The 18002-nt window shown below is 42.3% G+C and carries 29 protein-coding genes; all 29 read right to left on the bottom strand.

Annotated elements, in window-relative coordinates:
• Positions 1–39 precede the first annotated feature (39 nt).
• The 29 genes from rpsK to ABID99_RS01110 all read right to left on the bottom strand — a co-directional run bounded on the left by rpsK (position 40) and on the right by ABID99_RS01110 (position 17424).
• Positions 40–429, bottom strand: a complete 390-nt coding sequence (gene rpsK, locus ABID99_RS01250; protein ID WP_090529224.1) for a 30S ribosomal protein S11 — start codon at positions 427–429, stop codon at positions 40–42.
• Between the two features lie 142 nt (positions 430–571).
• Positions 572–949 (bottom strand): 30S ribosomal protein S13, encoded by a 378-nt coding sequence (gene rpsM / locus ABID99_RS01245; RefSeq protein ID WP_090529226.1) that lies wholly within the window; start codon positions 947–949, stop codon positions 572–574.
• Between the two features lie 99 nt (positions 950–1048).
• Positions 1049–1165 (bottom strand): type B 50S ribosomal protein L36, encoded by a 117-nt coding sequence (gene ykgO / locus ABID99_RS01240; RefSeq protein ID WP_022833269.1) that lies wholly within the window; start codon positions 1163–1165, stop codon positions 1049–1051.
• A gap of 4 nt (positions 1166–1169) precedes the next feature.
• Positions 1170–1388, bottom strand: a complete 219-nt coding sequence (gene infA, locus ABID99_RS01235) for a translation initiation factor IF-1 (RefSeq protein WP_022833270.1) — start codon at positions 1386–1388, stop codon at positions 1170–1172.
• Positions 1389–1452: 64 nt separating this feature from the next.
• Positions 1453–2244, bottom strand: coding sequence for a type I methionyl aminopeptidase (gene map / locus ABID99_RS01230; protein WP_090529229.1), 792 nt, complete (start codon positions 2242–2244; stop codon positions 1453–1455).
• 6 nt (positions 2245–2250) lie between these two features.
• Positions 2251–3594, bottom strand: coding sequence for a preprotein translocase subunit SecY (secY, locus tag ABID99_RS01225; protein WP_090529231.1), 1344 nt, complete (start codon positions 3592–3594; stop codon positions 2251–2253).
• A 5-nt stretch (positions 3595–3599) separates the two neighbouring features.
• The gene (gene rplO / locus ABID99_RS01220; protein WP_090529235.1) at positions 3600–4046 is read right to left on the bottom strand and encodes a 50S ribosomal protein L15; all 447 of its coding nucleotides are present in this window, start codon (positions 4044–4046) and stop codon (positions 3600–3602) included.
• A gap of 4 nt (positions 4047–4050) precedes the next feature.
• Positions 4051–4230, bottom strand: coding sequence for a 50S ribosomal protein L30 (gene rpmD / locus ABID99_RS01215; RefSeq protein WP_022833274.1), 180 nt, complete (start codon positions 4228–4230; stop codon positions 4051–4053).
• Between the two features lie 6 nt (positions 4231–4236).
• Positions 4237–4755: a 30S ribosomal protein S5 gene (gene rpsE, locus ABID99_RS01210; protein WP_090529238.1), complete on the bottom strand. Its 519-nt coding sequence runs from the start codon at positions 4753–4755 to the stop codon at positions 4237–4239.
• 12 nt (positions 4756–4767) lie between these two features.
• Positions 4768–5118: a 50S ribosomal protein L18 gene (gene rplR / locus ABID99_RS01205; RefSeq protein WP_090529241.1), complete on the bottom strand. Its 351-nt coding sequence runs from the start codon at positions 5116–5118 to the stop codon at positions 4768–4770.
• Positions 5119–5123: 5 nt separating this feature from the next.
• The gene (rplF, locus tag ABID99_RS01200; RefSeq protein ID WP_090529244.1) at positions 5124–5681 is read right to left on the bottom strand and encodes a 50S ribosomal protein L6; all 558 of its coding nucleotides are present in this window, start codon (positions 5679–5681) and stop codon (positions 5124–5126) included.
• Positions 5682–5698: 17 nt separating this feature from the next.
• On the bottom strand, positions 5699–6097 hold the full coding sequence (gene rpsH, locus ABID99_RS01195) for a 30S ribosomal protein S8 (RefSeq protein WP_090529247.1): 399 nt from the start codon (positions 6095–6097) through the stop codon (positions 5699–5701).
• A gap of 148 nt (positions 6098–6245) precedes the next feature.
• Positions 6246–6515: a 30S ribosomal protein S14 gene (gene rpsN / locus ABID99_RS01190; protein ID WP_090529250.1), complete on the bottom strand. Its 270-nt coding sequence runs from the start codon at positions 6513–6515 to the stop codon at positions 6246–6248.
• Complete coding sequence (rplE, locus tag ABID99_RS01185; RefSeq protein ID WP_090529254.1) at positions 6508–7071, bottom strand: 50S ribosomal protein L5; 564 nt, start codon at positions 7069–7071, stop codon at positions 6508–6510. Before rplE ends, rpsN begins: the two co-directional genes overlap by 8 nt.
• Positions 7071–7400 carry a 50S ribosomal protein L24 gene (gene rplX / locus ABID99_RS01180; RefSeq protein WP_090529257.1) on the bottom strand — a complete coding sequence of 110 codons (330 nt, stop codon included), beginning with the start codon at positions 7398–7400 and terminating at the stop codon, positions 7071–7073. The genes rplE and rplX overlap by 1 nt, the downstream gene beginning before the upstream one ends.
• Before the next feature lies 1 nt (position 7401).
• On the bottom strand, positions 7402–7770 hold the full coding sequence (rplN, locus tag ABID99_RS01175) for a 50S ribosomal protein L14 (protein ID WP_090529260.1): 369 nt from the start codon (positions 7768–7770) through the stop codon (positions 7402–7404).
• 1 nt (position 7771) lies between these two features.
• The gene (rpsQ, locus tag ABID99_RS01170; RefSeq protein WP_090529263.1) at positions 7772–8026 is read right to left on the bottom strand and encodes a 30S ribosomal protein S17; all 255 of its coding nucleotides are present in this window, start codon (positions 8024–8026) and stop codon (positions 7772–7774) included.
• A gap of 20 nt (positions 8027–8046) precedes the next feature.
• Complete coding sequence (gene rpmC / locus ABID99_RS01165; protein WP_090529266.1) at positions 8047–8256, bottom strand: 50S ribosomal protein L29; 210 nt, start codon at positions 8254–8256, stop codon at positions 8047–8049.
• A 124-nt stretch (positions 8257–8380) separates the two neighbouring features.
• Positions 8381–8803 carry a 50S ribosomal protein L16 gene (rplP, locus tag ABID99_RS01160; RefSeq protein ID WP_090529269.1) on the bottom strand — a complete coding sequence of 141 codons (423 nt, stop codon included), beginning with the start codon at positions 8801–8803 and terminating at the stop codon, positions 8381–8383.
• A 50-nt stretch (positions 8804–8853) separates the two neighbouring features.
• A complete protein-coding gene (rpsC, locus tag ABID99_RS01155; protein WP_090529273.1) occupies positions 8854–9726 on the bottom strand; it encodes a 30S ribosomal protein S3 in 873 nt (290 codons plus the stop codon).
• 6 nt (positions 9727–9732) lie between these two features.
• Positions 9733–10161, bottom strand: a complete 429-nt coding sequence (gene rplV, locus ABID99_RS01150) for a 50S ribosomal protein L22 (RefSeq protein WP_090529276.1) — start codon at positions 10159–10161, stop codon at positions 9733–9735.
• Between the two features lie 6 nt (positions 10162–10167).
• Complete coding sequence (gene rpsS / locus ABID99_RS01145) at positions 10168–10434, bottom strand: 30S ribosomal protein S19 (protein ID WP_022832979.1); 267 nt, start codon at positions 10432–10434, stop codon at positions 10168–10170.
• The gene (gene rplB / locus ABID99_RS01140; protein ID WP_090529279.1) at positions 10434–11261 is read right to left on the bottom strand and encodes a 50S ribosomal protein L2; all 828 of its coding nucleotides are present in this window, start codon (positions 11259–11261) and stop codon (positions 10434–10436) included. Before rplB ends, rpsS begins: the two co-directional genes overlap by 1 nt.
• 8 nt (positions 11262–11269) lie before the next feature.
• The gene (rplW, locus tag ABID99_RS01135; RefSeq protein WP_090529282.1) at positions 11270–11560 is read right to left on the bottom strand and encodes a 50S ribosomal protein L23; all 291 of its coding nucleotides are present in this window, start codon (positions 11558–11560) and stop codon (positions 11270–11272) included.
• A gap of 2 nt (positions 11561–11562) precedes the next feature.
• Complete coding sequence (gene rplD / locus ABID99_RS01130; RefSeq protein WP_090529285.1) at positions 11563–12195, bottom strand: 50S ribosomal protein L4; 633 nt, start codon at positions 12193–12195, stop codon at positions 11563–11565.
• Between the two features lies 1 nt (position 12196).
• Complete coding sequence (gene rplC / locus ABID99_RS01125; protein ID WP_090529696.1) at positions 12197–12814, bottom strand: 50S ribosomal protein L3; 618 nt, start codon at positions 12812–12814, stop codon at positions 12197–12199.
• 459 nt (positions 12815–13273) lie between these two features.
• On the bottom strand, positions 13274–14740 hold the full coding sequence (locus ABID99_RS01120; protein WP_373612616.1) for a hypothetical protein: 1467 nt from the start codon (positions 14738–14740) through the stop codon (positions 13274–13276).
• A gap of 115 nt (positions 14741–14855) precedes the next feature.
• Positions 14856–16568, bottom strand: a complete 1713-nt coding sequence (locus tag ABID99_RS01115; RefSeq protein ID WP_373612615.1) for a hypothetical protein — start codon at positions 16566–16568, stop codon at positions 14856–14858.
• 715 nt (positions 16569–17283) lie between these two features.
• Complete coding sequence (locus tag ABID99_RS01110) at positions 17284–17424, bottom strand: hypothetical protein (protein ID WP_175490012.1); 141 nt, start codon at positions 17422–17424, stop codon at positions 17284–17286.
• Positions 17425–18002 lie beyond the last annotated feature (578 nt).

Raw genomic sequence — 18002 nt, 5'->3', positions numbered from 1 at the left:
CCTGCAGCTGCCGAATCTTAGCTTTAAAAAATATGTTAATTAAACTCTTCTTCTTTTTGAAGGACGGCAACCGTTGTGTGGAAGCGGTGTAATATCTTTAATCGTAGTTACTTCGATACCTGCAGTTTGCAAAGTACGGATAGCTGACTCACGACCGGCACCTGGGCCTTTTACAAATACTTCAACTTTACGTAAACCTAAGTCATAAGCAACTTTACCGCAATCGGCAGCAGCTTGTGAGGCAGCGTAAGGAGTATTCTTTTTTGAACCTTTGAAACCCATTTTACCAGCTGATGACCATGAAACTGCCTGGCCGGTTTTGTTGGTAAGGGTGATGATGATGTTGTTGAAAGTAGCATTGATGTGTGCTTCGCCAACCGGCTCAACAATCACAATGCGTTTCTTGGTTACTTTTTTAGCTTTAGCCATTTTTTTAATTTTTGAATTAATGAATTACTGAATTAACGAATAATCCGGACCCATTAATTATACTGTCAAAATGAGGTATTCCTGATGATTTAAAGGTTATCAAGCGGCAATTAACCAATCTCTAACCTCTAAGCACCAATCACTATTTAGTAGCTTTTTTCTTGTTAGCAACTGTTTTACGTTTACCTTTACGGGTACGTGAGTTGTTTTTAGTACGCTGACCACGTAATGGTAAACCTTTACGGTGACGTGTACCGCGGTAACAACCAATATCCATCAAACGCTTAATGTTAAGCTGCACTTCTGAACGTAATGCACCTTCAACCTTAATTTGGTCGTTAATAATTCCGCGTATAGAAGATAATTGCTCATCGGTCCAGTCTTGTACTTTGATATTAAAATCAATACCAGCCTCAGTCAAAATTCTTTGAGCTGTTGAGCGGCCAATACCGAAAATGTAAGTAAGTCCGATTTCTCCTCTTTTATTCTTTGGTAAATCAATACCTGATATCCTTGCCATATTGTTTATTTAGTGATTTAGTGACTTAGTGATTGGGTGAGTTTTAAATGCTGATAAATTCAACAACTCACTAATTCACTAATTCAAAATTAATTTTTCTTAGCCCTGGCGTTGTTTAAACTTCGGGTTCTTCTTGTTAATAACGTAAAGTTTCCCGTTACGGCGGATGATCTTGCAATCAGCGCTGCGCTTTTTGATGGATGCTCTAACTTTCATCTTTTTATTTATATCTATAGGTTATTCTACCCTTTGTTAAATCGTATGGACTCATTTCCAGCTTCACCCTGTCGCCAGGAAGAATTTTGATGTAGTGCATACGCATTTTGCCCGATATGTGCGCTATAATCTCATGACCATTTTCAAGTTCAACTCTGAACATTGCATTTGACAATGCCTCTCTAATTGTACCGTCTTGCTCAATCGAAGATTGTTTAGCCATATTTTGTTGATTATTACTTAATTATCCGCCCTAAAACCGGGATGCAAAATTAATAAAAAATTATTTAATTATTATTTTTTTCTTTTAAAACATTTTCTACGTAATCAAACGTCGATAAAATGTCTGGAGTACCTTTTCGTACCGCTACTGTATGCTCATAATGTGCCGAAGGTTTCTTGTCAGATGTTGAAACTGTCCAGCCATCATCCCAAAACTTAACACCGGCACGGCCGGCATTGATCATGGGCTCAATGGCTATCACCATGCCTTCTTCCAGTTTGATACCGGCACCGCGTTTGCCATAGTTAGGTACTTCGGGCTTTTCGTGCAGCTTTAATCCTACACCATGGCCAACAAGTTCCTTTACTACACCAAAGCCGTTCTTTTCGGCATGCTCCTGTACCGCGTATCCTATATCACCAATACGCATCCCTACAACCGCCTTTTCAACACCCAGCTTTAAGCATTCCTGCGTTACACGCATCAGCTTTTTAACCTGGTCGTTAACTTCACCAATGGCAAAGGTATAAGCCGAGTCGCCGTAGTATTTATTTAAAACAACGCCGCAATCAACTGATACCAGGTCGCCCTCAGTTAAAACATGCGATCCGGGGAAGCCGTGTACAACCTGGTCATTCAAGGAGATACACAGTGAATAAGGAAATCCGTGATAGTTTAAAAAGGCAGGAATCCCGCCGTTGTCCCGTATAAAGGTTTCGGCAAGCTTATCCAGTTCAATTGTTTTAACACCCGGAGCAATAACCTTAGCTATCTCTCCGAGTGTTTTTGAAACAAGTAAAGAACTTTCTCTTATGAGTTCTATCTCTTCGACAGACTTATAATTGATTTTTGACATTGCTAATTAAATCGCTGTCGGACTGGTACCGGCAGCGGCAGGCATAGCTGTACGTCCCTTAATCCGTCCGGTTTTCATTAAACCATCATAATGGCGCATCAACAGGTGACTTTCTATTTGCTGTAATGTATCCAAAACAACACCCACCAGGATGATCAGCGATGTACCGCCGAAGAACCTTGCGAATACCGGAGATACACCAACCAAACTGGCCAATGCCGGGATGATTGCTATAATAGCCAGGAATACTGATCCTGGTAAAGTGATCTTTGAAATTACGCCATCAATAAACTCAGCGGTAGTACGGCCTGGTTTAATGCCCGGGATAAAGCCACCATTCTTCTTCATATCATCGGCCATTTGGTTAGGATTAACCGTAATGGCGGTATAGAAGTAAGTGAACAGGATGATCAATATCCCAAACAACAGGTTATGCTCCCATGAGTTATAGTTAGCTAAAGCTATCAATATACCGTTTGATGATACGTTAGGGAAAAACTGCGATACAGTTTGTGGGATAAACATCAATGCCTGGGCAAATATGATTGGCATTACACCTGCAGCATTAACCTTTAAAGGTATATACTGGCGTACACCGCCATATTGTTTGTTACCCACAATACGTTTAGCGTATTGTACCGAAATTTTACGTGTTCCCTGTACTATCAGTATAGTAAACATTACCACACCAATAAGACCTACGATCTCCACAATGAAAGCAATTAAACCACCGGCACCGCCATTACGCGAAACGAACTCGGTAGTAAACGCCATTGGTAACTGAGCAATGATACCCACCATGATAATAAGTGAAATACCGTTACCGATACCTTTATCGGTGATCTTTTCGCCTAACCACATTACAAATAATGTACCTGCCGTTAACACAAACGTGTTAATGAAGATAAAGGTAAAAGGATCGGCAATAGTCCTTGCATCAGCAGCAACCTGCGACTTAAGGTAACCTATAGCCTGTAAAAAGGTAATACCAATTGTTAGGTAGCGGGTCCATTGGTTAAGCTTGTTGCGACCGCTTTCACCTTCTTTTTGCAATTTGGTAAAATACGGAACGGCAATACCCAGCAGTTGCACCACAATTGAAGCCGAAATGTAAGGCATAACACCTAACGCGAAAATAGAGGAACGTGAAAACGATCCTCCTGCAAACATATTCAGCAATCCTACTAATCCTTCTGCTTTTTGGGTTGATGCTACCGCGGCGTTAACGCCAGGTAAAACCACGAATGAGCCTACACGATATATTAAAAGAAATAAGAGTGTGTTAGTAATACGCACTCTCAGATCTTCGATTTTCCAGATATTGGATAATGTGGTGAAAAATTTCTTCATCGAAATTATAACTTAACTATGGTACCACCTGCAGCTTCAATAGCTTTTTGAGCTGTAGCAGTAAATGCATGTGCTTTAACTTCTAATTTGGCAGTAAGCTCACCACGGCCCAGGATCTTAACCAGGTCGTTACGTGATACCAAACCGTGCTCTTTCAAAGTATCAAAATCAACAGCAGTAAGCGAAAACTTTGTTACTAATTCCTGAAGTACGTCAAGGTTTACACCTGTGTACTCAACACGGTTAGGGTTTTTAAAGCCCACTTTAGGCACACGGCGCTGTAAAGGCATCTGACCGCCTTCAAAGCCTACCTTGGTGCTGGTACCTGAACGTGAACCGGCGCCTTTGTGGCCACGGGTTGACGTACCGCCACGGCCAGAACCTGTACCACGGCCAATTCTTTTTCTATTTTTGGTTGAACCTTCTGCAGGTTTTAAATTACTTAAATTCATGATATTAAATATTTTCAACCGCTACCAGGTGGTTCACTTTCCTAACCATCCCAACTATAGCAGGTGTAGCCTCAACTTCCACACTGTGGTTAATTTTACGCAAGCCTAAAGCCTCGATTGTTTTTTTCTGGCGTTCCGTTCTGTCGATCACGCTCTTAATCTGTGTTATTTTGATCTTAGCCATGACTGATTATCCGTTAAATACTTTACCTAAACTAATTCCGCGCTGTTGTGCTACTGTATTTGCATCACGTAACTGGGCTAATGCCGATACGGTTGCTTTTACCACGTTGTGCGGGTTTGATGAACCTTTTGATTTTGCCAATACGTTGTGTACACCTGCCGATTCTAATACGGCACGCATAGCACCACCAGCAATTACACCGGTACCGTTAGCAGCTGGTTTAATGAAAACAAAACCACCGCTAAATTTACCAATTTGCTCATGAGGTACAGTTCCGTTAATGATTGGAACTTTTACCAGGTTCTTTTTAGCATCATCAATGCCTTTAGCAATAGCTTCAGTTACCTCTTTAGCTTTACCTAAACCGTAACCTACAACACCGTTTTCATCACCTACTACCACGATAGCAGAGAAGCTGAAAGTACGGCCGCCTTTGGTTACTTTGGCAACACGCTGTATGCTTACCAAGCGGTCTTTTAATTCGATCTCGCTTGTTTTTACTCTTTTTATGTTGATTGTTGACATTTCTCTTTTCGATTAAAAGTTTAAACCACCTTCACGTGCACCTTCGGCCAATGACTTAACACGGCCATGGTACAGGTAACCGTTCCTGTCGAAAACCACATCTTTAATACCTGCAGCGATAGCTTTTGAAGCTACCAGTTTGCCTACAGCTACTGATTGATCTGATTTTGTACCTTCAGCGGCAAAATCTTTTGATAAAGATGATGCTGAAACTAAAGTTTTACCGGTTACATCGTCAATGATCTGCGCATAAATACCTTTATTACTTCTAAATACTGACAGGCGGGGACGTTCTGTTGACCCTGAAAGGCGTTTCCTGATGCCTTTTTTAATCCTGTCTCTTCTTGATAGTTTAGCTCCCATGACGATTATTTTTTAGATGCTGATTTACCTGCTTTTCTTCTCAAAATCTCGCCCTGGAACTTGATACCTTTACCTTTGTAAGGCTCTGGTGCGCGTAATGAACGGATTTTAGCTGCTACCTGGCCAATTAACTGTTTGTCAATTGATTCAAGGATGATGGTTGGGTTTTTACCCTTATCAGCAGTGGTTGTAACTTTAATTTCTTGCGGTAATTCAAATACATAGTGGTGAGAGAAACCCAACACTAAATCTAATGTATTACCGGTATTGGTGGCACGGTAACCTACACCCACTAATTCCTGGGTTACTTTGTAACCTTCGGTTACACCAATTACCATGTTATTTAAAAGCGCGCGGTATAAACCATGTAACGCTTTGTGACGTTTTTGATCAGACGGGCGTTGAACCAGTAACTGACCGTCTTCCTGTGCAATAGTGATATCGCTATCAATTGCCTGTTGCAACTGGCCTTTAGGACCTTTTACGGTAACAACATTATCTGCTGAAACTGTAATGGTTACTCCCTGTGGCAGTGCTATCGGTGCTTTTCCTACTCTTGACATTGCTTAAATTTCTTCTGTTAATAAACGTAGCATAAAACCTCACCACCAACATTTTGCTGACGAGCTTCTTTATCAGACATAACGCCTTTAGAAGTTGACAGGATGGCGATACCTAAACCATTTAATACACGTGGCATGTTTTCCATACCTGCGTATTTCCTCAAACCTGGTTTGCTGATGCGCGAAATGCTGCGGATAGCAGAAATTTTAGTTATCGGGTGGTATTTCAAAGCAACTTTGATAGTGCCCTGAGGACCATTATCCTCAAACTTATAATTTGCAATGTAACCTTTGTCGAAAAGCACCTTAGTGATTTCCTTCTTCAGATTTGATGCAGGAATTTCAACAACCCGGTGGTTGGCTTTAATAGCATTCCTTACTCTTGTAAGATAATCTGCGATTGGATCTGTATTCATTTTATTGTGTTATGACGGTGGTTTCCTTCCGGTAACATCCCGAGCGACCTTCCATCGGTTAATTCATTCATTTTAAGCTCAATGCATAAAGCAAAAAGCCTAAAGCTTTTATGCCTTACGCTTTTCGCCTTTTGCTTTCAGCTTTTGCTTACCAGCTTGCTTTTTTTACTCCCGGGATCTTGCCTTCAAGAGCCATTTCACGGAATGTAACACGTGAGATGCCAAACTGACGCATATAACCACGAGGGCGGCCGGTTAATTTGCAACGGTTGTGCAGTTTTACCGGTGATGATGCTTTTGGTAATTTATCTAAAGCAGCGTAATCGCCAGCTTCTTTTAAAGCAGCTCTTTTTTCAGCGTATTTAGCTACTAATTTTGCGCGCTTTACTTCACGTGCTTTTACACCTTCTTTAGCCATTGCTATTTTGATTTTTAAATGGTAAACCAAATTGTTTCAACAACTCCAATGCTTCAACATCGTTTGTTGCGGAGGTTACAAAGGTAATATCCATACCTTGGATTTTATTGATTTTGTCAATATTTATCTCAGGGAAGATAATTTGCTCAGTAATACCTAATGTATAGTTGCCGCGGCCATCAAAACCTTTATCGTTGATGCCTTTGAAGTCACGGATACGTGGCAGGGCTACAGCGATTAAACGATCCAAAAACTCGTACATTGTGTTGTCACGCAGGGTAACACGTACGCCAACCGGCATATTTTTACGCAATTTAAAGTTTGAGATATCTTTTTTAGATTTTGAAGATACTGCTTGCTGACCAGTGATGGTAGTTAACTCGGTGATGGTGTTTTCGATCAATTTCTTGTCGGTAGTTGCACCACCTACACCCTGGTTAATGGCAATTTTCTCCAATTTAGGAACCTGCATTACGCTTTTGTACTGAAATTTATCTTTCAGTGCGGTGCGGATTTCGTCCTTGTATTTTGATTTTAATCTTGGTACGTAAGTCATTACTTAATTTCCTCCCCTGATTTTTTTGCTACCCTTACTAATTTGCCGGCGTCATTTTTTTGACGGCCAACACGGGTTGTATTACCTGTTTTAGGATCAACCAGCATTAGGTTTGAAATATGTATAGCAGCTTCTTGTTTAACAATTCCGCCGTTAGGGTTAGCAGCATTAGGTTTAGTATGTTTTGATACCATATTGGCACCTTCAACAATAGCCCTGTTCTTATCTACCAAAACCTCAACGATTTTGCCTTGTGATCCTTTTGAATCGCCGGCGATAACTTTAACCAGGTCGCCTTTACGGATCTTTAATTTTACTTTCTTTTCCATGTTACAATACCTCCGGTGCTAATGATACAATTTTCATAAATTGTTTCTCGCGCAGTTCCCTTGCAACAGGGCCAAAGATACGTGTACCTCTTGGCTCGTCCTGGTTGTTTAACAACACAGCTGCGTTATCGTCGAAACGGATATATGAACCGTCTTTTCTGCGGATCTCTTTTTTAGTGCGCACAACTACGGCTTTTGATACGGTACCTTTTTTCACGTTACCTGATGGTAAAGCGCTTTTTACGGTAACCACAATTTTATCGCCGATTGATGCATACCTCTTACCGGTACCACCCAATACACGGATCACTAAAACTTCTTTAGCGCCGCTATTGTCGGCTACTGTTAATCTTGATTCCTGTTGTACCATCTTATTTAGCCCTTTCTAAAATTTCAACTAATCGCCAGTTTTTGGTTTTGCTCAGCGGGCGGGTTTCCATGATCAATACTGTATCGCCTACGCCACAGGTATTGTTTTCATCATGAGCCTTGAATTTGGTAGTTTTCTTTACGAATTTACCATAGATAGGGTGTTTCACCTTACGCTCAACGGCCACAACAATAGATTTTTCCATCTTGTTGCTTACTACGAGGCCGGTACGTGTTTTTCTTAAATTTCTTTCCATTTTTACTAATGTTTAAAAAATTAATTCTTTTCAGAAGCGGCCGCCGCTTTACGTTTTGTTAATTCAGTATTTAACTGAGCAATTCCTTTGCGTACTTTGGTTATACGGGACGGGTTCTCAATAGCTGAAACTGCATGAGCAAATTTCAATTTGGTAAGGGTAGCCCTTTCCTCGCTGATCTTAGCAACAATCTCTTCAGTTGATAGGCCCAAAATTTCTGAGTTCTTCATTTTTCTTTGTTATTTGTTGTCTGTTGGTAAGTTTAAACGTTGTATTGTTTTTATTTGAATGGTGAAATTCGGCATCTAACTTCACAACATTAAAACTTTACAACTCTTCAACTAACTCCTCAATTTATGCTTCTACGTAATCCCTACGTACAATAAATTTAGTTTGCACCGGTAATTTCTGTGCTGCAAGGCGTAAAGCCTCTTTAGCAACTTCCAAAGGCACGCCTTCGGCTTCAAAAATGATCCTTCCGGGGCGTACTACCGCAACCCAGTATTCAGGAGCACCTTTACCTTTACCCATACGTACCTCTGCAGGTTTCTTGGTTACAGGTTTGTCAGGGAATATCCTGATCCAAACCTGTCCTTCACGTTTCATAAAACGTGTTACAGCGATACGTGCAGCCTCGATCTGACGGCTGGTGATCCATGCCGCTTCGAGTGATTTAACACCAAAAGATCCGAATGAAAGTTCAGCACCACGGGTGGCTAAACCTTTCATCCTGCCTTTTTGCATCTTTCTGAACTTCGTTCTTTTTGGCTGTAGCATTTTCTTAAGCTTTTATATCGTTATTCGATATTTGTCTTGTACTTTAATTATTATCTCTTACCTGGGCCACCCGGACGGTTTCCACCTTGTCCACCCGGACGGTTTCCACCTTGTCCGCCCGGACGGTTACCACCGCCACGACGATCGCCACCTGGTTTCCTGTCGCCACGACGCTCACCGCCGCGCTCGCCGCCTCTTTCGTTACCACGGCCACCAAAGCCTGGTGCACCGCCCTCTGGCCTGCCACCTTTGCCGCTTGCGCTGCTGGTACCGCCAATGTTTGGAGAAAGATCGCGTTTGCCATAAACCTCGCCTTTGCAGATCCAAACTTTAACACCTATTTTACCATAGGTAGTTAATGCTTCTGCTAATGCGTAGTCAATGTCAGCACGGAAAGTGTGCAAAGGAATCCTGCCTTCTTTATATTGCTCGCTACGTGCCATCTCAGCGCCGCCTAAACGGCCTGAAGTCATTACCTTGATACCTTCGGCACCCATACGCATGGTTGCAGCGATTGTGGTTTTCATGGCACGACGGAAAGAGATACGTGCTTCTAATTGTTTTGCAATGCCTTCTGCAACTAATTGTGCATCAAGCTCAGGACGTTTGATCTCGAAAATGTTGATCTGAACTTCTTTCTTGGTAAGTTTTTTCAACTCTTCTTTGATCTTGTCAACTTCCTGACCGCCTTTACCGATCACAATACCCGGACGGGCAGTGTGGATAGTTACGGTAATGCGTTTTAAAGTACGCTCGATAACTACTTTAGATACACCACCTTTAGCAATACGAGCTGAAAGGTATTTGCGGATTTTTTCGTCTTCAACTAATTTATCGGAGTAGTTGTTGCCACCGAACCAGTTAGAATCCCAACCTCTGATGATTCCTAACCTGTTACCTATTGGATGTGCTTTCTGTCCCATTTCAAATTAATTGTTATCGTTTTTACTATCCACAACAAGTGTTACGTGGTTTGAGCGTTTACGGATACGGTATCCCCTTCCTTGCGGAGCAGGGCGTAACCTTTTTAACTGACGGCCACCGCCTACAGATACTTCCTTAACAAAAAGGTTGCTGTCTTCAACACGTTTGCCTTCGTTTTTTGCTTCCCAGTTTTTGATAGCTGATAACAAAAGTTTCTCTACACGAATAGCAGCTTCTTTGTTAGTAAATTTCAATATGTATAACGCTTTCTCAACGTTTTCACCGCGGATCAAGTCAACCACCAAACGCATTTTGCGTGGTGAAGTTGGGCAGTCCTGTAACTTAGCAACAGAAGCGCCGCCTACAAGAGCTTTCGCAGCTTCTTTTTGTTGCCTGATCAGTACAGACTTTTTAATTTTTGTTGTTGCTTCCATTGCCTGTTATTTTTTCTTTTCTGCGTGTCCGCGGAATGTACGGGTTGGGGCAAACTCTCCCAGCTTGTGTCCAACCATGTTTTCTGTTACGTACACAGGGATAAACTTGTTACCGTTGTGTACTGCGAATGTATGACCAACGAAATCAGGAGAGATCATGGAACGACGTGACCATGTTTTTACAACTGATTTTTTATTTGCATCATTCAGCACCATAACTTTTTTATCTAAGTTATGATCGATGTAAGGTCCTTTTTTTATTGAACGAGCCATTATTTCTTCCTTCTTTCAATGATGTAACGATCCGATGTTTTCTTCTTGTCACGGGTTTTGTAGCCTTTAGCTAATAAACCTTTACGTGAACGTGGGTGACCACCTGAGGCACGGCCTTCACCACCACCCATAGGGTGATCTACCGGGTTCATAGCTACACCACGTACCCTTGGCCTGCGGCCTAACCAGCGTTTGCGGCCGGCTTTACCTAACACAGCGTTTGCTCTTTCGCCATTTGAAACGGTACCGATAGTTGCCAAACAAGTTGACAGGATCATGCGGGTTTCGCCTGAAGGCAATTTGATGATAGCATATTTGCCATCACGTGCTGATAATTGAGCGTAAGTACCGGCGCTGCGGGCAATTACACCACCCTGGCCAGGGTTTAACTCAATGTTGTGAATGATCGAACCAAGAGGGATATTCTTTAATGGTAAGGTATTACCTACTTCGGGAGCTGCTGTTTCGCCTGCTGTTACAATTGTACCAACTGTTAAGCCTTCCGGAGCAATCATGTACCTTTTCTCGCCATCAGCAAAGTGTAGCAGGGCTATACGTGCCGAACGGTTAGGATCGTACTCGATAGTTGCAACTTTTGCCGGGATATCAAACTTATTACGTTTAAAATCAATTAACCTGTATGCTTGTTTATGACCACCACCTAAGTAGCGCATAGTCATTTTACCGCTGTTGTTACGACCGCCCGATCTTTTGTTTGATGCTACAACCAACGATTTTTCAGGAACGTTTGTTGTGATATCTGAATTAGATACATCAACTCTGAAGCGGGTACCCGGGGTAACCGGTTTAAATCTCTTTACTGCCATTTCTATAATTATATATTGCTGTAAAAATCAATTACTTCTCCGTCCTTCAACGTAATGATCGCTTTTTTGTAAGTAGCTGAACGGCCCTGAACGGCGCCTGCCTTAGTATTGCGAGTTTTAAGTTTGCCGACGTATTTCATGGTGTTTACCGCCGTAACGTTTACACCGTACATTGCCTCAATGGCACTCTTGATCTGAATTTTGTTAGCTCTGTGATCAACTTTGAAAGCATAACGGTTAAGCTTGTCAGTTAACTGAGTAACTTTTTCAGTAAGTAGGGGTTGTTTTAAAATTTCCATAATTACTTAGCTAATGCTTCCTCCAAAGTTTTAACAGCACCTGTAGTTAACAACAGCTTGCCTGCGTTTAACACATCATAAGTGTTAAGCTGCTCAACTGAAATTACTTTGCTTTTCTTCAGGTTCCTGCTTGATAAATACACATTGTTATTTTCGGCAGATGCTACTACTAATAATGTTTTTTCATTAGTAACATTCAGATCGGCCTCCAGCTTAATGTAGTTTTTAGTTTTGATGCTATCAAAGCTAAAATCCTCTAACACTAAAATATTGTTATCTTTTGCTTTGTATGATAAAGCTGATTTACGGGCCAGTGATTTAAGCTTTTTGTTTAATTTGAAGCTATAATCGCGTGGTTGCGGACCGAATACACGGCCACCACCGTTAAATAATGGTGATTTAATACCACCGGCACGGGCACCGCCTGTACCTTTTTGTTTGTATAATTTGCGGGTTGAACCTGCAATTTCATTACGCTGTTTTGATTTGTGTGTACCCTGACGCTGGTTAGCAAGAAATTGCTTAACATCAAGATAGATAGCGTGATCATTTGGCTCAATACCGAAAACCGACTCAGGAAGCTGCACCTTGGCACCTGTTTCTTTACCTGATACGTTTAATACGTTAACTTCCATCTTATTTATCCACTATTACGAATGAACCCTTAGCTCCGGGGATGGAACCTTTAACTACTAACAGATTCTGCTCCGCGAAAACCTTAACTACTTCAAGGTTTTGTATTTTAACACGGGCGTTTCCGGTTTGACCTGCCATGCGCATACCTTTAAATACACGTGATGGCCATGATGACGCACCCAAAGAACCTGGCGCACGTAAACGGTTGTGCTGACCGTGAGTTTGCATACCCACGCCGCCAAAACCATGACGTTTTACCACACCCTGAAAACCCTTACCTTTTGAGGTACCTACCACATCAACAAAATCTCCCGCAGCAAAAATATCGACAGTAACGGTGTCGCCTAATGCTTTTTGATCTTCGAAAGTTTTGAATTCAACCAGTTTACGCTTTGGAGCGCTACCGGCTTTCTGGAAGTGTCCTTTTAGAGGGGCAGAAGTGTTTTTTTCCTTTTTGTCGCCATACGCTAACTGAACAGCAGCGTATCCGTCTGTATCCACAGACTTAACTTGTGTTACCACGCAAGGGCCAGCTTCGATTACTGTGCAGGGAATGTTTTTCCCTGTTTCGTCGAAAATGCTGGTCATTCCTACTTTTTTACCAATAATTCCTGACATTTTTTTAATTGTTTTTGTGCCCATCGAAGCAGTAGGGCTTCGTTCAAGGCATATTTCTCCCCCGAAAGGGACGGCAAAGATAGAAACTTTGTATTAATTATCAAATAGTTAGTAAGTTATTTTTTTATAATTTTTGCATCCGCGTTTTAACATATGTTTGAAAGGTATTTGGCTAAGCATTAGCCGGTTTGATTTTTTCACTTTTCACAGCCATTTTGGGAGGTATGTTACAACATCATCCGGTTGACGGCGTAAAACTGAAGATGGGTTGGGAAAATTTTTGAGGATTGGGGCGAACTAAAGAGACGTTTGTAACCATTTTACGACATTAAAACACTCTATATCCCGATGACTGCCAGTTAACAGTGCATCAAGTTAGCTTAATATCACAAAAAACTAACAATCAACAACTTACATTTAAACCCACGCAAGGCTTTTATTCATTCCATACTATGGCAACTATTTTTTTTGAACAAGTGCATTGTCTTGCGCAAACAAGCTGAAGCGTACACCGCCGCGGGTTTCAAAACTGTCTTTTTTTATTAATTGCCTGTTTTTCAATAGTTCAGAAAGTTTCCGGGGTTGATCTTCAACGGAATATGTAAGTACCCACAAACGCTTAACCGCATAGGGAGGATGCGTATTTAAAAGGCCATCCCTATAGATTACATCGAGCCCCTCATTTATAATACCTAAATCTTTATAGTATTTTACCGGTAAGCCTGTTAAGTTACCGGTATAAAGGGCATCGCCTTTTTCAAATTTTTTATTGATGGCTTCAATCCCCCTTTTAATATCATCATGCTGCGTGTAAGGTGGATGGTGTATAAATATAACCCTGGCCATTAATGCCGGAAGCAGTAAAAAGATAAAAACGACGGCTTTTCCAAATCTCAGATGAGATAGCCTGGTGACTAAGAACTCATAGCTAAATACGCACGTAATGACCAGGCCAGGGGTTAAGTACAAATATAAGCGGGTTTCAAATGGATATAATTTAAGCCCGGATAAAACAAGATGGACGCAAACCGGCAGCAATGTTAATATCATGAGATCGTATCTTCTGTACCTAACCAACAGTATGACCCCCAAGCCGAATAATGCCATAATACAGCTCCCGATAAGTTGCCCGAAGTAAAAAAGAAAATAAAAAATGCCGTGAAAACGACCTGCTATCCAGCCCCAAAACGACGAATCAAGGGGCATAAAAGCACCCGCGTTTGACCAGTAACCAACCATTTTATGTTGTGTTGGATGGCTGTAGATAAACACAAAATAATATAAAGCAAAGAAAACACCCCAACACAAATTGGTGATTATAAAATGCCTGCCCAGGGGCCTATTTTCCGATCTCGATTTATAAAACAGGTATACATCAACCGTAAGCAGGATAATCGGTGTGATGTTGGAGAGATATATGCAGATTAAGCCCAGTACCAAAAGCTTATAGTAAAACCCCTTTAATGCTTTCTCTTCAATCAACAGATAATAGAATATGGTAATTACCAGAAGATCGACAATATACTGCTTGGCCTCGCTCGAGTAATAAATTATGGTTTGATTAAAAACAACCAGGCTCAATCCTAAAATAATGCTGTAAATGCTTTTGAAAAGCCTGCTTAGTATCCGGGCAAACAGAGGCAGGAACGCCAAATAGCAGATAAGTGGAAATACCTTAAGCGCATAATCAGATCTGGGCACCAGCGATATAAATGCTTTTTGAATAAGCAGGAACAACACAGGCGCAACCCCATTATAATCAAGAGGCCGGAACAGACCAACAGCATTACGGTGTATTAAATTAAGGGTTAATACAGCTTCATCAAGCCATACGCCCCGGTCGCTTAAAAATTGAATCCCCGCTAATATTATTGCGATTATAAAAAGGGCACTTAAAACAAATCTTTGGGTTAGGTATCTGTTCACTTAAATTTCGTTTAAGGCTTTTTAGATTTGAGTCTAAACTACAAAAGTATTTAGATTTTTCCCCGAAAGCTAACCAACAAAAACCGGCACCGCACCTGTCGCCCGGAACATTACCTTAATTCATAACCACCGAACTTACGGGCACCTCATCGGCATGCGAAAACGAGCGCGTGAAGCCCGCCTTGTAATAAGGCAACTTTTCAGTACGGTTTTGCGCCTTTAAACTTTGGTACATTCCCAGCATCGACCAGCCGTTACCCGGGTTACGTTCCAGGTCTTCGCGGAAAACTTTTTCGGCCTGCGGGTTATAATCGGTTTTGAGCAGGTAGGCCCCGAGAAACTGCCTTGCCGGGATAGGCCACTCGGCAGGCTCCGAGTAAATCATGTTATCTTCTGTTTGCACTGCTTTTTTTAAAGCTGCCATGCCATCATCAAACTTATTGCGGCCAAGTAAAATAGCACCATCCAATATATTTTCGGCAACAGTGGCGCCATCCAGCGCGATATTAAAAGGAATATGCCGCTGTTTTAAAGAGGCATCATCAAGCCTGCCACGCAATAAAGCAAGCTGGGCCACGGCCGAATCCTGCCCGCCCGTATACAGAAATGCCATTCCGCGGGCAAAATGGTATAACACCCGCGCATAAGCCCAGTCGCCATTGGGGCCAACGCTGTCTTTCAGCAGTTCGTGCCATTTACCAAGGCGCATCATGGTAAATACGGGCATCATGTACAGGTATTGCGAATAAGTATCACCTGCCGAAGGTTTTACCGCATTGCGGCAGCGTTGGGCCGCTTCCATCCCCCGCTCGTACATAGCCCCGTTAAAGGCACAAAGTGTTTCGACAGCGTAAAAATGAGAGTTTATTTTTGTGAGCTTTAAATTGGGCGCCAGGGCGGCATAAGTAACAATACATTTTGCTGCTTTTTCATTAACGTCAACACCCTGAAAATACAAACCGTTGCGCTGATAAACATGACTGGCCATATGCACCATATGCCCGATACCGGGGAACAACCTTTTTAAAGCCCCTGCATTGGCCAGCGCGGCGCCGGGGTTACGCGAAGCCTCGGTTAAATGGATATAATAATGCAGCGCCGCCGGGTGCTCCGGATTGGTATTTAAAACGCCTTTGCACAAGGTAACCAGTTCGGCTGTCCAGGGTTTATCGGTACCGTCGGGCGCCCAAAAATCCCAGGGGTGAATGAGCATTACCGCGTCGATATACAGCATCTTAAGGTCGGCATCGGTTGGGTAAGCCTGCATCAGTTTCTTCAGATCCTGTGCATAAGCTTCATTGTCGCTTGCGTTGGTGCCCCCCTGCGGGTAACGAAGGTTCATCGCCGCTATCAAGGCTTTTTCCTTTTCGGGGGCACTGCCGGCAACAGCGTTCATTTGTTTCAAAACAGCAGGCAAACCGGCGGGCGCAACATACGGCCCGCCTGCGTTATAGTAAGGGCCCTGGCTTAAAGCCTGCCCCCAGTAAGCCATGGCAGCCGAGGGGTCAAAGCGCGACGCTTCTTTGAACGACGCGAATGCCTCCTTCATGTGATAGCTGTAATACATAGTTAAGCCCTGGTTAAAATAAAACCGGGCGCTGTCATTATGGGCAGTTATGGCATAATTATGATGCCCCCAGCCGGGCAAGCGCTGTATAAATTTGCCGTTCCCCGCCGTATCTGCATCCTGCACTATACCCGATCCGCACATTACCGGGATTGCCGGTTTTGTTTTGCCCGATACTTTTAATTTTTTTCCCTGGAACGCAAACAAATAGGTAGCGAACAACACCACAGGGAACACAAATAACAGCGATACCTTTTTCATGTTCGACTTTTTAAAATGAGAAACCGGAATACAATTGGCTGGTTACGAAAACCTATACTAATATAAGGTATTATAGGCAGGAATGGATGAGGGAATTGATTTGGGCTGGATAGTATATTTTGTTGAGCTGAAGACAGATAAATGTAAATAAGAAGAAAGGGTGGAATCGTTTATTTAGGAACTCAGGGTTTTAATGAGATATTCAACCCCCTCCTGAAGCAGCTAATGGCGTTGCCTGCGGCCCGGGCTTTCCGCTGCAAATCCTCGCTTTGCCCCGATCACTAATGCCTGCCCAAGCTGTGGGTTTTCCGCTGCAATCCCTAACGTGGTAGGAAGTTTGGTCCCATCGCTGCTGCAAGCGTCCTCGTTTGTAGCCCGCGTTTAGGTTCAATGTAAAGACAGGGATTGACAGGTTGCACCAGAGGTGCAAAAGGTTTGTAGAAATCAAATAAACAGTGTTTTTAGTGTGCCAGAGGTACACAACTCCGGTGTTCCGTACCTCTGGCACGGTTGTGTTCGGTATAATATATTGCTACAACCGGTTCCCCCTTTGGGAATGTTCCATAACTTAATGACATTGCCTTACGGTAGCGGTGAAATTTATATTATTCTTAAATCGTAACCCGTGGCGGTTATTAAAAATGACAGCATTCAACATAAAAACAAAGGACCGGCTTCACCGGTCCTCTGAATAGCATACCAAAGCAAAATTTACTTAAGCGTAAATTACATCCAGTGAAATAGGCACATTCAAGGCTTTGGAGATGATACAATTTGCTTTTGCACCTTCAGCAATTTCTTTAAACTGTTGCTCACTAAGGCCGTCAATAGCAGTGGCTTTCAAGTTTAAAATCATCGCTCCCGCAAGCGTCCTCGCTTGTGGCCCGCGTTCAGGTATACAATGTGAAAAGCCCTCTTACAACTTAGCATGGTGCCCACAAGCGAGGACGCTTGCGGGAGCGGGGGACGCATCACACGCGTCTCTACAAAAAACATTTATTTATTCGTTTTACAACACGCGAAACATTCATTACCGTTGGCTTTAATGTTGTGCAACAGCCACTAAAACCAACGGCAATGATTTTATTAGGATACATAAATAATTCGATTCAATTTTAACAGCTTCATAGCTTACCAGGCTGCTGATCACGGACTCACTCACCTTCCCGTTGATACATGAGTGTCGCGTATATCAATACCATGTATAGATAACTAAGTTGATTGCAATAGATTGGCGAGACTCAATAAGAACACACACACGCGTGCGTCAGCAAATGGATATTATTACACGGGTTCTCAATCCTATTTAAAACCCGAAACGGAATAGTTGCAGGTATTTAAACTACCTTTAGCAGATCTGTTGAAACCACCAAAGCCCTTCAATCAATTAATTGCGTGCATGATAGCTTATTTAAGCAGGCTTTGTTATATTTG

The organism is Mucilaginibacter sp. OAE612, from assembly GCF_041806395.1.
Lineage (GTDB): Bacteria > Bacteroidota > Bacteroidia > Sphingobacteriales > Sphingobacteriaceae > Mucilaginibacter > Mucilaginibacter rubeus.
This window is presented reverse-complemented; position numbering and strand designations above follow the sequence as displayed.

Excerpts from the sequence above, each read along its gene's own strand:
- rpsK (WP_090529224.1), bottom strand. The coding sequence starts at position 429 with ATGGCTAAAGCTAAAAAAGTAACCAAGAAACGCATTGTGATTGTTGAG.
- rpsM (WP_090529226.1), bottom strand. The coding sequence starts at position 949 with ATGGCAAGGATATCAGGTATTGATTTACCAAAGAATAAAAGAGGAGAA.
- ykgO (WP_022833269.1), bottom strand. The coding sequence starts at position 1,165 with ATGAAAGTTAGAGCATCCATCAAAAAGCGCAGCGCTGATTGCAAGATC.
- infA (WP_022833270.1), bottom strand. The coding sequence starts at position 1,388 with ATGGCTAAACAATCTTCGATTGAGCAAGACGGTACAATTAGAGAGGCA.
- map (WP_090529229.1), bottom strand. The coding sequence starts at position 2,244 with ATGTCAAAAATCAATTATAAGTCTGTCGAAGAGATAGAACTCATAAGA.
- secY (WP_090529231.1), bottom strand. The coding sequence starts at position 3,594 with ATGAAGAAATTTTTCACCACATTATCCAATATCTGGAAAATCGAAGAT.
- rplO (WP_090529235.1), bottom strand. The coding sequence starts at position 4,046 with ATGAATTTAAGTAATTTAAAACCTGCAGAAGGTTCAACCAAAAATAGA.
- rpmD (WP_022833274.1), bottom strand. The coding sequence starts at position 4,230 with ATGGCTAAGATCAAAATAACACAGATTAAGAGCGTGATCGACAGAACG.
- rpsE (WP_090529238.1), bottom strand. The coding sequence starts at position 4,755 with ATGTCAACAATCAACATAAAAAGAGTAAAAACAAGCGAGATCGAATTA.
- rplR (WP_090529241.1), bottom strand. The coding sequence starts at position 5,118 with ATGGGAGCTAAACTATCAAGAAGAGACAGGATTAAAAAAGGCATCAGG.
- rplF (WP_090529244.1), bottom strand. The coding sequence starts at position 5,681 with ATGTCAAGAGTAGGAAAAGCACCGATAGCACTGCCACAGGGAGTAACC.
- rpsH (WP_090529247.1), bottom strand. The coding sequence starts at position 6,097 with ATGAATACAGATCCAATCGCAGATTATCTTACAAGAGTAAGGAATGCT.
- rpsN (WP_090529250.1), bottom strand. The coding sequence starts at position 6,515 with ATGGCTAAAGAAGGTGTAAAAGCACGTGAAGTAAAGCGCGCAAAATTA.
- rplE (WP_090529254.1), bottom strand. The coding sequence starts at position 7,071 with ATGACTTACGTACCAAGATTAAAATCAAAATACAAGGACGAAATCCGC.
- rplX (WP_090529257.1), bottom strand. The coding sequence starts at position 7,400 with ATGGAAAAGAAAGTAAAATTAAAGATCCGTAAAGGCGACCTGGTTAAA.
- rplN (WP_090529260.1), bottom strand. The coding sequence starts at position 7,770 with ATGGTACAACAGGAATCAAGATTAACAGTAGCCGACAATAGCGGCGCT.
- rpsQ (WP_090529263.1), bottom strand. The coding sequence starts at position 8,026 with ATGGAAAGAAATTTAAGAAAAACACGTACCGGCCTCGTAGTAAGCAAC.
- rpmC (WP_090529266.1), bottom strand. The coding sequence starts at position 8,256 with ATGAAGAACTCAGAAATTTTGGGCCTATCAACTGAAGAGATTGTTGCT.
- rplP (WP_090529269.1), bottom strand. The coding sequence starts at position 8,803 with ATGCTACAGCCAAAAAGAACGAAGTTCAGAAAGATGCAAAAAGGCAGG.
- rpsC (WP_090529273.1), bottom strand. The coding sequence starts at position 9,726 with ATGGGACAGAAAGCACATCCAATAGGTAACAGGTTAGGAATCATCAGA.
- rplV (WP_090529276.1), bottom strand. The coding sequence starts at position 10,161 with ATGGAAGCAACAACAAAAATTAAAAAGTCTGTACTGATCAGGCAACAA.
- rpsS (WP_022832979.1), bottom strand. The coding sequence starts at position 10,434 with ATGGCTCGTTCAATAAAAAAAGGACCTTACATCGATCATAACTTAGAT.
- rplB (WP_090529279.1), bottom strand. The coding sequence starts at position 11,261 with ATGGCAGTAAAGAGATTTAAACCGGTTACCCCGGGTACCCGCTTCAGA.
- rplW (WP_090529282.1), bottom strand. The coding sequence starts at position 11,560 with ATGGAAATTTTAAAACAACCCCTACTTACTGAAAAAGTTACTCAGTTA.
- rplD (WP_090529285.1), bottom strand. The coding sequence starts at position 12,195 with ATGGAAGTTAACGTATTAAACGTATCAGGTAAAGAAACAGGTGCCAAG.
- rplC (WP_090529696.1), bottom strand. The coding sequence starts at position 12,814 with ATGTCAGGAATTATTGGTAAAAAAGTAGGAATGACCAGCATTTTCGAC.
- ABID99_RS01115 (WP_373612615.1), bottom strand. The coding sequence starts at position 16,568 with ATGAAAAAGGTATCGCTGTTATTTGTGTTCCCTGTGGTGTTGTTCGCT.
- ABID99_RS01110 (WP_175490012.1), bottom strand. The coding sequence starts at position 17,424 with ATGATTTTAAACTTGAAAGCCACTGCTATTGACGGCCTTAGTGAGCAA.